Source organism: Brevundimonas sp. Root1423 (genome assembly GCF_001426805.1).
In genome coordinates this window covers 299,247-311,783 of record NZ_LMFL01000023.1, presented here as the reverse complement: position 1 = coordinate 311,783, position 12,537 = coordinate 299,247, and the positions used below count along the sequence as shown (strand labels likewise).

Genomic DNA, 12,537 nt, shown 5'->3' with positions numbered 1-12,537 from the left:
AGGTTTTCAGAGTCATCGTTCTGTCGGGCGAGACGCACCGGTCACGCAATCGGGCGCCGCCTTGGAAACGCAAGGAACGGTCATGGCCCTTCTCGATCCTCACCGCCCCGATCAACAGCGGTCGGCGGACAAGCTTCATCCGTGCGTCGGCCTGATCGCCGGCTTTGGCGTGATCACCCTGGGGGCGACCGCCATCCACATCGTGTTCAACCTGCTGGTCTAGGCGCCCTCAAGCCGCCAGACGCATCCAAACGGCCTTGTCGGCGGCGACGGCGTCGAGCGTGCCCTTCCAGGCGCGGTTCTTGAGCTGGCGCATGACGGGAGCGGGCAGGGCGCAGAACTGCGGTTCGACCAGCGACGGGTCGCAGCCAGCGGCGGGCGCGGCGAACAGGGCGGCGTTCACCTCGGGCGAACGGTCGTGGATCAGCCAGGCCAGACGGCGGGCGCGCTGGGGGTCGTGCTGGTGCATCAGCGGATCCTCGGCGAACAGCTCGCAGCCCAGCTCAAGGACATAGTCCAGGTCCAGGTTCTCGAACCGGCGCGCGTCGCCCGGCGTGACCGGCGAGGCCTCGTCCAGATCGAACACAACGTCGTTGAGAAGAAAGAGCATCGACAACACCCACCATCACCGGGCTCGTTTTCGGCCCGTTGAAAATGACCCTATGCCAAGGCGCTTGCGGTTCCGTTCCCGAACGCAGTTAAGGATTTCGCACCGGCGGCGGCGGCGTTAACCCGCCGGTTGCCATGCCGGCCCGTCGCTCAGACGGCGACCTTCTCGGTGATGAAGTGCCGGCCTTCGCGGTCCTCGATCTCGACCACCCAGATGTCGGGGTCATAGCCGGCCTGGCGCTGGATGTAGTCGTCCAGCTCGCTTTCGAACTCGCTCTCGACCGGCTGCATCCACAGACGCTCTCCGTCGGGGCCGAAAGCCTCACTATAGAGTCTGGCGCGACGGCTGGACGTGTCGAACGCCTTTACAATAACCGTGCCCGCGCGCGCGTCGCCCTTGCGTGCGACGGTGGCGAAGGCCCCCGCCAGTTCGGCGCGGCGGATCAGGGCGGACACCCAAAGGTCGCTGGACAGAAGCATTTTGATAACCGTGCCCGGAAACCGTACCGGAACGCATGGCGCGTAATGTGCGCCTCATGACGATAGGCCGAACCGCCCTGAAGACCAAAGCCGCCTTGCTCGCCGCAGCCGTGCTGTGCGCGCCGCAGGTCGCCTCGGCGGGGCCCGCCGACACCTACTACGAGCGCGCCTTCATGGTCGCCGCCGACCGTCGCTGCGGTCTTTTCGACGCGCGCATCGACGCCGCCCTGGGAGCCGCGACGGCCCAGGCCCGCGGCGCCGCCCTGCGCTCCGGCGCAGCGGAGACAGACCTGAGCGCCACCGCCGCCCGCGCCCGCTCGCGCGCCCATGCGGTATCCTGTCAGGATCCACAGCTGGCGACGGTGAAGGGCCGGGTCGACGACGCCTTCTCGGGCTGGCTGCGGACCCCGCGCATGACCTTCCCGGGCGAACGCGCCGACTGGATCGCCAACCGCATGCGCTCCGCCGCCGCCGGCTGGCGGCTGCAGCAGACCTCGATCGTCGGCGCCTCTCCGGTCGCCTTCGGCTATGCGGGGGAGGGCGAGGCGTCCGAGCTGGTCGCCGTGGTCAGTTTCGTCGGGCGCTCGCGTCCCACGGGGGCGCGGATCGTGCTGCGCGACCCCAACAAGGTTCCGCGCGCCTGGCTGGCCGGAGACGGTCTGGTCCCGGCGTCGTCGCGCGCCAGTCTGTGGGCCGCGGATGTCGCGCCTGCCAGCCGCGAACTGCTGGCCGAAGGTCGCCGCACCGGCGAGGTGTGGCGCTTCCCGGCGTCGACGGCGGCGGCTCTCGAACGGCTGGACCCCCGCGAGACCTTTGCCATAGAATTCCACTTCCGCGACGGCAGCGTGGCCACGGCGAAGTTCGAGGCCGGCGACTTCGCCGCCGGCCGGGCGTTCCTCGCGATGGGGATGCTCTAGGCGGGTGGGCGATAGGTCAGCCGTACGCCGACCGTGACATCATCCTTGTCCTTGCGCCCGTCCAGGGGGTCTTCCCCGGACGTGTAGGCGACGCCGATCGAGGGCGACCATCCGCCTCCGGCGTCCCAAGACCGGGCACCGAACTCATAGTCGATGGACGCCTTTATCAAGCTGCTGCTGGACGGGAAGGCGGCCTCGCGGGCGTCGGACCGGTGGAAGGCCTGCATGTGCTGGTAGGAGGCCCGCATGTTCAGCCTGTGCTGGAACGCGGGCGGCGACAGGGCGAACGACAGGACCAGCTTCGCGCCGGAGACCGCGCCGTCCTCCTCGACGCCGGCGGTGTTCAGCACCGCCTCGGTTACTTCGTCATGGAACAGGACGACCTGCGGAGCGAAAGAATAGGCCCACTGGTTTCCCGTCCGGACTGAGCCATCCGACTGCGGGATCAGGGTGTATGTGCCCGCCCAGCCGGTCATGTACGGCTGAAAATCGGCCGCCAGACGGTAGGACCGTTGGTGCTGGGTCCCGCAGGCGATGAGTGCGGGATCGGCAACGCACGCCGGATCGCCCGGGTCGGCGAAGTCAGCCTTGCTGTTCCAGCCCAGCGTGACGTCCGTGAAGAGCGACAGCTCCCCTCGGCTGATGCCGGGCGAGACCTCGACACCGCCGAACCTGTTCTCAAAATGGAAGCCACCTTGAAGCTTGTATGTTTCCTGCTCCTTCTTGCTCTGGTCGCTGACATGGGCGACCGCCCGAACGAACCAGGTGTTCACGCCAGAAAGCCGCATGGACACCTTCAGCGCGGCGTCCAAAGCCAGCTTGTCCTCGCTGTCTTCGCTGCTTTCGACGTAGCTGAGGCTGGCCGGTTGCGTCCAGGGCTGCACCGAAGGCGCCTCGTCCCCTGTCAGGGTGATGTCCTGGGCCAGCGCAACGCCGGCGCACGAGGACAGGACGAAACCGGCGGCGACGGATCTGAAGATTTCCACCGGTCAGCTCCCCGCCTTGCAGAACGAGAGCAGCTTGGCGAACGTCGTCGCGGATGTGATCTTGCCAGCGAGGAGAGGCTGCAGCCCGATCGGTTTGCGGAACTTTTCGTTGATCCAATAACGGACGTTGTGGTCGAGTTCAGGCGCGGGGATTCCGAAATGCTGCATCGTCTCGCTGTCGAGCGGCGGCTGCAAGACGAAGTCCCTATGCTCAGCGAAGACGTCGAGGCCCAGGATCAAGCGGATCCTTATCGGGTCATCGCCTTCCATCAAGTCTCCGAAACGTTCCAGAGATTTCTTGTGTTGATCTGGCATAACGGCGTCCTCCCAAAGACAGGAAGACAAAAATAACTTTGCGTGTCAACCAAGGGTTATAAGCTGACACCACTTTGGGGCGTCAGGCTCCGCCCTTCATAGGCATGGGGATGATCTCGGCCCCGCCTTCCGGAGCCGGCGCCCGGGCGACCAGTGCGACAGGCAACCGCACCGTCACCGCCGTGCCTTCGCCCAGCGTGCTGTCGATGCTCATCCGGCCTCCGTGCAGTTCGGCGAAGGCGCGAACGAGGGACAAACCCAGCCCTGTGCCCTGACGGCGCTGTTCGATCTCGCCGGCCTGTTCGAAGGGGCGGCCCAGACGGCGCACGTCTTCTGGAGCGATGCCCACGCCCGTGTCGGCGACGACGACTTCCAGATAGGGGCCAATGGCCTCGACGGTGACGGTGATCGTGCCGCCCGAGGGCGTGAACTTCACCGCATTGGACAACAGGTTGAGGGTGAGCTGTTTCAGCGCGCGCCGGTCGGCCGAGACCTCTACCGGATCGGCGGGCAGCACGCTGGACAGGGTGACGCCCTTGTCGTCGGCGTTGACCCGGACCAGCGCCATGGCCGCTGACACCGTCTCGCGGGCGTCGAACCGCTCCAGCGTCAGTGCGTAGCGTTCGGCCTCGATCTTGGCGACATCCAGCAGGTCGTTGATCAGGTCCAGCAGATGGCCGCCTGCCTGATGGATGTTCTCGGCGTATTCGCCGTAGCGGTCGGGCAGGGGACCGAAGATGCGCTGGCGCATGATGTCCGAGAAGCCGAGCACGGCGTTCAGGGGCGTGCGCAGCTCGTGGCTCATATTGGCGAGGAAGCGGGTCTTGCCCGCCTCGCGCGTCTCGGCCTCGTTGCGGGCGACCTCGAGACCCAGTTCGCGGGCGTACTGGGCGGTGCCGTCGAAGATCTGCGCCACCAGCCGCGGGCCGGACGCGTCGTCGAGACGGCGCACGATCATCTGGGCCCGGCGGTCCAGCGCCATGCGGGGTGCGAACAGGGCGGCGCCGTCGTGTCCGCCCATGGCCCGTTCCATGGCGCCGAGAACGCGGGGCCGGTCCGGGGCGTGGACCGCGGCGACGAGGCCGCTCTCGAACAGGGGATCAACCGGCAGATAGGCGGGCGGCGCGCCGTAGGCGGCCACGACGCGGCCTGACGGCTCAAGGACCAGCATCAGGCCGGGCTGGGCGGCCAGCAGGGTTTCGATGCGGGCGGCCTCGGCCTCGGCGGTCTCGAGCCGCCGTTCGCGCTGCCGCCAGGACAGGCGCACGGCCAGGGCGGCGGCGCCCGCCGTGAGAAGGGCGGAGATCGCCGCCAGCGCGGGCAGGTGGGGGCCGGGTCCGCCCAGCCAGGCAGAGAGCAGTCCGGCCACGGCGGCGAGGCCGACGGCCAGCGCGCCGGCCTGAACGGGCCGGGTTCCTCCAAGGGCGATGCCCGCCGCCAGCGGCAGGAAGACGAAGCCGGTGAGGGGTCCGGTCAGGCCGCCCGACATCGCGGCCGACAGGAAGGCCGCCAGACCCCAGACACCCAGCAGCAGCATCCGCTCGCCCGCGCCGTCGCGGCGCAGCAGACCCAGACCCGTCAGGCCGGGCACCACCATGGCGAGGACGCCGTAGAAGACTGGTCCGTCGACGCCGCCGATCCATCGGCCGCCGAGCGCCAGCAGGGCGGCGGCCACGGCCCAGCCGGCGTGCCACGCGGCCAGCGCGGGGCGATCGCCCCGGTCAGGGTCGACGGCGGGTCCGGGATCGGGGCGGGCGGGTTGGATCAAGGGCGTTACGGGAAAAGCCGGAAGATACCGGCAGCCGTTCAGCCTAGCCGTGCGGGTGAGTCGTCCAAAGCGCGCACGCTTTCCAGGCGACTGATCCTGCGCGGGTGGATGGTTTTTCCGGGGACAGGTTGCGAGGTTGTCGTTAACGCCGGCCCGGCCTATCTGGCGCGCATGACTCCCCACCCCGCGATCGATGATGTGCTGGCCGAACTGGCGGACGAGTTCGATCTGCTGGGCGACTGGGAGAGCCGGATCGAATACGTCATCGAACTGGGCAAGGGCCTGGCGGCCCTGCCGGACGAGGACCGGATCGAGGCCAACAAGGTGCCGGGGTGCGCCGCCCAGGTCTGGCTGGCCGTGCGGCGGCGGGACGACCGTATGATCTTCCTGGCCGACAGCGACAGCGCCCTGTCAAAGGGAAATATCGCCCTGCTGCTGAGGCTGTACTCAGACCGCCGGCCGGCGGAAATCCTGGCCTTCGACGCGCGGGCGGCTCTCGATCGTCTCGGCCTGCCGTCCGCCCTGACGCGTCAGCGCGCCAACGGCCTGAACGCCATGGTGGGGCGGATCCGCGACGCCGCGGCTGCGGCTCAGAAGTAGTAGCCGGTTATCGTCATGGCCGGCAGCTTTTCCGCCGGCTCCGTCACCTCGACGGCGAGGCGACGCTCATCGGGCCGGGGCGTGCGGCGGTCCCATCGCCGGGGATCATTGGCCGCATAGGACCAGCGCTCGGGATCGCCGAAGGCGCGCCGCCCCAGATCGGTCAGGTCCCGGACGCTGGCGTGCCGAGACGAGATGGAGCAACTGGCGGCGTAGACCGAGCTGTCGCCCTCCTCGAGGGTTCCCTCCTCGATGTGAAGGCGCCAGACGCCATCCCTCGAAATCAGGTCAATCTCCGAGGACCATTCCTCCAGCGGCTCGCTGCCGTTGGGACGGCGGAATTCAAGGGCGCGCGCAGCCCGGATCGACTTCTCGAAGCTTTGGGCCCGGGTGGCGTAGGGCAGGCAGACCTCGGTGATCATGCGCGCCACCAGAATCTCCTGCGCATGCACCGGGGCGCTGATCAGGCACAGGCTCGCCATTGCGGCGCAAACAACAAACTTCAACTTGATCCCCGGACTGCAGACCGCTCGAAACGGCCCGCCGCATGTGTGAGACGCCGTCGCCATGGACGGCTTGTGGGTCACCCTTAAGGCCGAAGCGTTCGGGGCAATAGTTACGAGCCTGTAACGTCCGTGCGAGCGCGGTCCGTCGGTCAACCGATGCGATAGTGGTCCGCCAAGGCGGCCAGCCCGGCCTGGAGCAGCGCCCTGCCACGCCGGCGGGCGAGACCGAGGTCCCGCTCTGCGGCCTGCAGGGCGGTGGAGCGGATGCATATGGCCTCGACCATGCCGCGCGCCGGCCCGCAGGCGGACAGCGCCGTCTCGACGCGGAGACCCGCCGCCATGGATGACGCGGCGGGACCGTTTCGTCCGGGGGCGTCGCCGCCCGCGCCAGAGCGGGGCAGGGCGTCCCAGCGCATTGTGACCGCGGGTCCCCGCATGGCCGCCTCCGCATCCCGGGCCAGGCGGTCGGCGGCTGCGATCTCTCTCGGGGCAAGCCATGGCCGGCCGCCCGCGTCCGCGCGCCGCGCCAGCCAGACGATCGCGGACTGGCCGAGGTTGGCGCGCCGGGACGTAACCGCGCCGTCCGCCTCCACCACCGCGCGGGCGCCCTCGATGACGCCGGGCCGTCCGGGTTCCGGCGACGGGGGTGAAGGAGCCGTGGAGACGGCGCGGGCGACCCAGCCTCCGCCCGGACGGATCTTCAGCCCCGGGTTCGCGGCCAACGCCCGAAAGACTTCTTCTTCGACCGTCAGCAGGACGCGCGTCCGCCGGTCGCGGCCCACTCTCAGGACGTAGCCGTCCGGCGCCGCCTCGATCCAGCCTCTGGGCCGCGCGAGAAGGCGACGGGCCCGCCCGACATCGCTGCTCATGCCGGCACCTCGCACACCGGCGCGTCCAGCACCTCGCGCACGCAGCGCTCCAGCCGGTCCAGCATGGCGTCGAGGGTCGGCCGGTCACGCTCGTCCTCGGCCCAGCGGCAGGCCGCTGCGGCGGTGGCGCGGTTCAGACCGAAGGCGTGAGCCACGCGCTCCAGCGGCCAGCCGAACGTGACATAGGCCAGATACATGGCCAGCCGGCGGGCGCGGCATTCCGGCCCGCGCATGCGGGTTTGGGCGCGCATCCGTTCCGCGGTGATCCCCGTCGCGGCCGCCACCAGCTGGATCGCCAGCCCGGCGCGTATCCTGTCCTCGTCCGTGACCGGCACGCGATACGCCTCGTTCATGATTGTTCTCCCATCAGCCTGTGGCGGCCACTCACGCGGCGCCTCGTCGGGATAGGAATATAATCCTTCGATACGTCGATTTCGGACGTATGGGCCAGCCGTGGCGGTCCCCTGAAAAGAAAGTGCGTCCGGTTGACTCGCGACTCTCGACGGCGATTCGCAAATCAGCCTACGATTCGCCTCAGTGGGGTGCTGTTAACCTTTCTTAAGTTTTTACTCGGTTAACTCTCGAACAAGGTTACCCGGCATCGGGTATCGTACTGTCAAGCTTTGCCTGGAGGGGCATCAATGCGCGTTCTGCTTATCGAAGACGATCACGCGACCGCGCAGAGCATCGAGTTGATGCTGAAGTCGGAAGGCTTCAACGTCTACACGACGGACCTCGGCGAAGAGGGCATCGATCTTGGCAAGATCTATGACTACGATCTGATCCTGCTAGATCTGAACCTTCCTGACATGAACGGTCTTGAGGTTCTGCGTCAGCTGCGCGTCGGCAAGGTCAACACGCCGGTGATGATCCTGTCCGGCACCTCGGAGATCGAGACCAAGGTCAAGACCTTCGGCGGCGGCGCCGACGACTACATGACCAAGCCCTTCCACAAGGACGAGCTGATCGCGCGCACCCATGCCGTGGTCCGCCGCTCGAAGGGGCACGCCCAGGCCATCATCCACACCGGCGAGATCGCCGTGAACCTGGACGGCAAGACGGTCGAGGTGCACGGCCACCGCGTCCATCTGACGGGCAAGGAATACCAGATGCAACCACCTGTACGGCGGCATGGACGAGCCCGAGCTGAAGATCATCGACGTCTTCATCTGCAAGCTGCGCAAGAAGCTGGCGACGGCGGCGGGCGGCAAACACTACATCGAAACCGTCTGGGGCCGCGGCTATGTGCTGCGCGACCCGTCGGAAACCGCCGCTCCGGCCCCGGTCAGCGCCGCGGCCTGATCGACCGACATACCGAATACGAAAAGCCCGCCGGATCGCTCCGGCGGGCTTTTTCTATGCGATCGAGGGCTGCGAGCGGTACAGCCAGTCGGGCGGCAGGCCGAGGCGAACGCAGGCCTGCGCCGGCGGTGCGTTCTCGAGCAGCAGATGGTCGGCGGCGCGGCCCATGGCCCTCACGATCGGCCGCTGCCACGACGACAGGCCGTCGGCCGGACTCAGTTTGAGCCGCTCGCGCGCCCAGTCCGGCAAGATGTCGACGGCCGCCCGCACCAGCAGGCGCTGCAGCGGGCGCATCGCCGGCGGCAGGATGGGCGCGCGGCGGATGATGTCGAGGAACTCGCGGATCACGGGCGAGGGCTCGAGACGGGGCGCCATGGCGGCGAAGGCCTGGCTCAGTTCCGCGTCGCTCATCGGGCTGTTCCGGGCGCCGTACAGCCGCGCCGCAGGCGCCGCCTCGGCGTAGAAACGGTCGCGGTCGGCAGCCGACAGGGGCGCGACGAAGCGGTGGTAGCCCTGCAGGAAGCCATAGGAGGCGGTTGCCTGCACCCAGTCCAGCAGGTCCGGATCGTCGGCGGCATAGGCGGCTCCGCCATCGGTCACGCCGCGCACCTTCGCGTGACGGCGGCTGACCCCGGCGATCATCGCCTCGGCCGTCTCGCGCGGGGCATAGACGGTGACCATGGCCGCAAGGCCCGTGCGCCTCAGGCGGGTGACGGGGTCGGTGCGAAAGCTGGTGTGGTCCCAGACCCCGGCCCGGACCTTGGGCTCCGCCAGCTCAAGCAGCACGGCGCCGACGCCGCCGATGAACAGGGCGATCGGATTCTTGAACACCCGCCACGATACCGAGCCCGGCGCGGCGAGGGCGGGCGCGCCGACCGGGGACGAGAAGTCCACGGCCATGCCTTCGACCCGGGTCAGGTCGCCGGCGACGGCTTCCATGCGGGCTTGCAGCGGGGTCGGGAGTCGGTGTGGAAGCATTGACGGATAAGGCCAAGCTGGCCCGCCGGTTCCGTCGGTGCGACATCGCCGCCGGATCGCTCCGGCGGCGGGGCGAGGTCAGTACTGCAGCGTTTCCGTCAGCGTGACGGGCGCGCCGGCGACGGTGAATTTGCGCTCATCGAAGACGGGCGGGCCCATCATCGGCAGGCTGCTGTTGGAGAAGGCCCATCCGTCGACGCCGTAGTCGAACCGGTCGTTGCCGTTCAGGTCATGCATGACCATCAGCGCATAATCGCCCGGCGCCACGTTCCGGAAGGTCAGGGTCACTCCGCCGGCGGCGGGTTCGGCGACGGCCTCATAAGCGGGCGCGGCGCGCAAGAACTGGTCGCGGGTGTTCAGGCTGGCCTTGATCGGGCCGGGGCGGGCCTGCACGCCAGTGAGGGTGATGGTGACGGTCTCCGCGGCGGCGGGTCCGGTGGTCAGGGCCAGGGCCAGGGCAGCGAGGGCGATCGCGAGGGCATTCATGGGCTTCGTTCCTTCGGTTATGAAGAACTTTATAATACAAAGTAGATGAAGCCGTCAATCCCTCGGGATAGGCCCAACGCAAAGGTGCGGACCGTCGCATGACGGCCCGCACCCTTTCGTCTCGATAACAGCGGCGCGACCGCGCCGCTGAGGATCAGCCCTTGGCCGCGTAGCCCTTGCCGCCGTTGGACGGGCGGCGGCTGCGGGGACGGCGCTTGATCTCGCCGGCCGGCTTGGTCTCGCCCGGCGCCGAGGTGTGACGCGGGTCGTTGTTGGCCGAGCGCGGACGCTCGCGCGCCAGCGGATCGAAGGCGCGTTCCGGCATCGGACGGGCGTCGCGGCCCGGGCCGGCCTTGCGGACGCGGTGCGGCTGCCCGCCGCCTTCCAGCTTGACGCCGTCGCGGCGCGGGTTGCGCGGACCGCGCTGCTGCTGGCGGTCGCCGCGGCCGTCGTCGGGCATCGAGGCCTTGGACTTGACGCCAGAGGCCATGATCGACTGGTCCAGAAGGGCCAGCGACTTGTCGTTGCGGCGGTCGGTCGACGGGATCTTCTGGCGCGTGACCTTTTCGATGTCGCGCAGCAGCTTCATCTCGTACGGCCGATGCGGTGCACATAGGCTTCCGGCACATAGGGCAGCTCGAAGTTCAGCACGTGCGAGACGCCGTCCACGTCGATGCCGCGGGCGGCGATGTCGGTGGCCACCAGAACGCGCAGCTTGCCGGCCTTGAAGGCGGCCAGGGTGCGTTCACGCTGGGGCTGGCTCTTGTTGCCGTGGATGGCGCCGGCTTCGACGCCGCCGGCTTCCAGATAGGCCGCGACCTTGTCAGCGCCGTGCTTGGTCTTGGTGAAGACCAGGCAGCGGGTGTAGCCCGGATCGGCGAACATCTCGGTCAGCAGGGCGCGCTTGCGGCCCTGTTCGATGTGGATGATCGACTGGCTGATGCGCTGCACCGTSGTGGCCTGSGGCGTCACCGACACCTTGACCGGATCCTTGAGCAGTTCGCCGGCCAGCTTGCCGATCTCGCCCGGCATGGTGGCCGAGAAGAACAGGTTCTGGCGCTTGGCCGGAATGCGGCTGACGATCTGGCGGATGGGCTTGACGAAGCCGAGGTCCAGCATCTGGTCGGCCTCGTCGAGGACGAAGATTTCCGTCTGGCTCAGGTCCAGCGTCTTCTGCTGCATGTGGTCCAGCAGGCGGCCGGGGGTGGCGACCAGAACGTCGAGGCCCTGTTGCAGGGCGCGTTCCTGCGGCCCGTACTTCACGCCGCCGAAGATGACGGCGACGCGGAAGCCCAGGTGTTTGCCGTAGCTCTTGAAGCTTTCGGCGATCTGGCTGGCCAGTTCACGGGTCGGCGACAGGATCAGGACGCCGGTGCAGGATCGGCAGGGCGAACGCCGCCGTCTTGCCGGTGCCGGTCTGGGCGATGCCCAGCAGGTCCTTGCCGGCCATGACGTCAGGGATGGCCTGCGCCTGGATCGGGGTGGGGGTGGTGTAGCCTTCGGACGCCAGCGCCTGCAGGAGGGCCGGGTTGAGGCCGAAGGAGTCGAATGTCTTGCTCATGTGAGCGGCTTCTTTCGCGTATGCGGCGACGCGCAACAGCCATGGCTCAACGCCGATAAGGCCGCGCACCGCCAGTCCCGACAGGGTCTCGGGGAGGAGACCTTCGGGGTGGATCGGGCGCCGCCCCGCGTGTCCGGGCAGCGAATGAATCTTGAGGAACCGGCGACTGCTACAGTCAGGTCTTCGTCAGTTGAGAAGACCCACACGCGCTGGAGGCGCCGGTAATCGCAATTGTGCGACGCAGCGTAACTGGGCTTTCAATGCGGCCAAGTCAAGGCGCGGAGGTTAACCGCCGCCCAGCAGGCTGACCGCCATGTTGACTGTCAGGGCGACGATCACGGTGTTGAACAGGAAGGCCGTGACGCTGTGAACGGTCGCCGTGCGGCGCAGGTTTCTGTCCGAAATCTGGATGTCGGCGGTCTGCTGGGCGACGCCGATGATGGTCGAGAAATGCACGAAGTCCCAGTAGTCGGGGTCCTCGCCGCCAGGGAAGATCAGGCCGCCGCGGTCCTGCGCCTTGCCCTTGCCGCGCGTCGCCGGCGCGTAGAATTCGTGCGCGTAGTGGAAGGCGAAGATGGTGTGCACGAAGGTCCATGACAGGGCCACGGTCGCCAGCGCGAGTATGGCCGCCGTCCCGGCCTGATCCGTGTCGCCCGCGACACGGACGGCCTCTCCGATCACCACGGCGATGCTGGCGAGGGCTGCAAACAGGGCCAGAGGCAGGACCGCGAGCCCCGCCGCATCCAGCGCAGCGGCGCGCTTGCGGATGTCGTCAGTTGATCGTGCACGCATCAGCTTGAAGAGACATTCGACGAGGAACAGGGCCACCCCGACGTCCCAGCCCAGCGCCAGCCGGTTCAGCCAGCCCCCGCCCACCGGCCACGCCAGACTCGAGGCGGCGATGAGCAGCAGCAGGATCAGCGGCCAATGGAGGCGAAACCAGGCGGATGCTTTCATGCGGCGATGTTGCGCCTCCGCCGGGTAGAGGCAAGCGTCCGTCCCTTACTGTCGTCATCCCGGCGAAGGCCGGGACCCAGCGGCGCCGAAGGCGATCTGTTCACGCAAGCTGCATCGAGCAGATGTGTCCGCCACAGGTTCGCGCTCTCGCGCGCCACTGGGTCCCGGCCTTCGCCGGGATGACGACAGGTGGAGAGAGCGCG

The 12,537-nt window shown here is 68.3% G+C and carries 16 protein-coding genes and 2 pseudogenes; 4 read left to right on the top strand and 14 right to left on the bottom strand.

Annotation, left to right across the window (positions count from 1 at the left end; genetic code table 11):
* Positions 1–82 precede the first annotated feature (82 nt).
* Positions 83–223 (top strand): hypothetical protein, encoded by a 141-nt coding sequence (locus ASD25_RS31275; protein WP_200943637.1) that lies wholly within the window; start codon positions 83–85, stop codon positions 221–223.
* A 6-nt stretch (positions 224–229) separates the two neighbouring features.
* Here ASD25_RS31275 and ASD25_RS14915 read toward each other — a convergent pair whose 3' ends face one another.
* Complete coding sequence (locus ASD25_RS14915) at positions 230–610, bottom strand: hypothetical protein (RefSeq protein WP_056618273.1); 381 nt, start codon at positions 608–610, stop codon at positions 230–232.
* 149 nt (positions 611–759) lie between these two features.
* Positions 760–1,089, bottom strand: coding sequence for a DUF1491 family protein (locus ASD25_RS14910; protein ID WP_056618270.1), 330 nt, complete (start codon positions 1,087–1,089; stop codon positions 760–762).
* 56 nt (positions 1,090–1,145) lie between these two features.
* Between ASD25_RS14910 and ASD25_RS14905 the strand changes: the two genes are divergently transcribed.
* On the top strand, positions 1,146–2,006 hold the full coding sequence (locus ASD25_RS14905) for a hypothetical protein (RefSeq protein WP_056619178.1): 861 nt from the start codon (positions 1,146–1,148) through the stop codon (positions 2,004–2,006).
* Here the strand turns inward: ASD25_RS14905 and ASD25_RS14900 are convergent.
* From ASD25_RS14900 to ASD25_RS14890, 3 genes are all read right to left on the bottom strand, one after another.
* Entirely contained in the window at positions 2,003–2,992 is a 990-nt protein-coding gene (locus ASD25_RS14900; RefSeq protein WP_056618267.1) for a hypothetical protein, read from the bottom strand. The genes ASD25_RS14905 and ASD25_RS14900 overlap by 4 nt on opposite strands.
* A 3-nt stretch (positions 2,993–2,995) precedes the next feature.
* Positions 2,996–3,262 (bottom strand): hypothetical protein, encoded by a 267-nt coding sequence (locus ASD25_RS14895; protein WP_056618264.1) that lies wholly within the window; start codon positions 3,260–3,262, stop codon positions 2,996–2,998.
* Between the two features lie 127 nt (positions 3,263–3,389).
* Positions 3,390–5,075 (bottom strand): sensor histidine kinase KdpD, encoded by a 1,686-nt coding sequence (locus ASD25_RS14890; RefSeq protein ID WP_235562741.1) that lies wholly within the window; start codon positions 5,073–5,075, stop codon positions 3,390–3,392.
* 171 nt (positions 5,076–5,246) lie between these two features.
* Here ASD25_RS14890 and ASD25_RS14885 point away from each other — a divergent pair, with 171 nt between their 5' ends.
* The gene (locus tag ASD25_RS14885) at positions 5,247–5,675 is read left to right on the top strand and encodes a SufE family protein (protein ID WP_056619172.1); all 429 of its coding nucleotides are present in this window, start codon (positions 5,247–5,249) and stop codon (positions 5,673–5,675) included.
* Here ASD25_RS14885 and ASD25_RS14880 read toward each other — a convergent pair.
* From ASD25_RS14880 to ASD25_RS14870, 3 genes are all read right to left on the bottom strand, one after another.
* Complete coding sequence (locus ASD25_RS14880; RefSeq protein ID WP_156389327.1) at positions 5,666–6,181, bottom strand: hypothetical protein; 516 nt, start codon at positions 6,179–6,181, stop codon at positions 5,666–5,668. The genes ASD25_RS14885 and ASD25_RS14880 overlap by 10 nt on opposite strands.
* Before the next feature lie 149 nt (positions 6,182–6,330).
* Positions 6,331–7,050 carry a DUF6456 domain-containing protein gene (locus ASD25_RS14875; protein ID WP_056618258.1) on the bottom strand — a complete coding sequence of 240 codons (720 nt, stop codon included), beginning with the start codon at positions 7,048–7,050 and terminating at the stop codon, positions 6,331–6,333.
* On the bottom strand, positions 7,047–7,403 hold the full coding sequence (locus tag ASD25_RS14870; protein WP_056618252.1) for a chromosomal replication initiator DnaA: 357 nt from the start codon (positions 7,401–7,403) through the stop codon (positions 7,047–7,049). Before ASD25_RS14870 ends, ASD25_RS14875 begins: the two co-directional genes overlap by 4 nt.
* Before the next feature lie 288 nt (positions 7,404–7,691).
* Between ASD25_RS14870 and ASD25_RS14865 the strand changes: the two are divergent.
* Positions 7,692–8,352, top strand: a pseudogene (locus tag ASD25_RS14865) (response regulator transcription factor).
* Positions 8,353–8,406: 54 nt separating this feature from the next.
* Here the strand turns inward: ASD25_RS14865 and ASD25_RS14860 are convergent.
* From ASD25_RS14860 to ASD25_RS14845, 6 genes and pseudogenes are all read right to left on the bottom strand, one after another.
* Positions 8,407–9,291, bottom strand: coding sequence for an oxygenase MpaB family protein (locus tag ASD25_RS14860; protein WP_056618251.1), 885 nt, complete (start codon positions 9,289–9,291; stop codon positions 8,407–8,409).
* A gap of 117 nt (positions 9,292–9,408) precedes the next feature.
* Positions 9,409–9,816 (bottom strand): DUF2141 domain-containing protein, encoded by a 408-nt coding sequence (locus ASD25_RS14855; RefSeq protein ID WP_056618246.1) that lies wholly within the window; start codon positions 9,814–9,816, stop codon positions 9,409–9,411.
* A gap of 154 nt (positions 9,817–9,970) precedes the next feature.
* Positions 9,971–10,405, bottom strand: coding sequence for a hypothetical protein (locus tag ASD25_RS33215; protein WP_369816596.1), 435 nt, complete (start codon positions 10,403–10,405; stop codon positions 9,971–9,973).
* Positions 10,402–10,701, bottom strand: coding sequence for a helicase-related protein (locus ASD25_RS33210; RefSeq protein ID WP_369816609.1), 300 nt, complete (start codon positions 10,699–10,701; stop codon positions 10,402–10,404). Before ASD25_RS33210 ends, ASD25_RS33215 begins: the two co-directional genes overlap by 4 nt.
* Before the next feature lie 195 nt (positions 10,702–10,896).
* Positions 10,897–11,266 (bottom strand): annotated as a pseudogene (locus ASD25_RS33205) (DEAD/DEAH box helicase); the annotation flags it as partial.
* 396 nt (positions 11,267–11,662) lie between these two features.
* Positions 11,663–12,334 (bottom strand): DUF1345 domain-containing protein, encoded by a 672-nt coding sequence (locus ASD25_RS14845; RefSeq protein ID WP_056618244.1) that lies wholly within the window; start codon positions 12,332–12,334, stop codon positions 11,663–11,665.
* Positions 12,335–12,537: the final 203 nt, after the last annotated feature.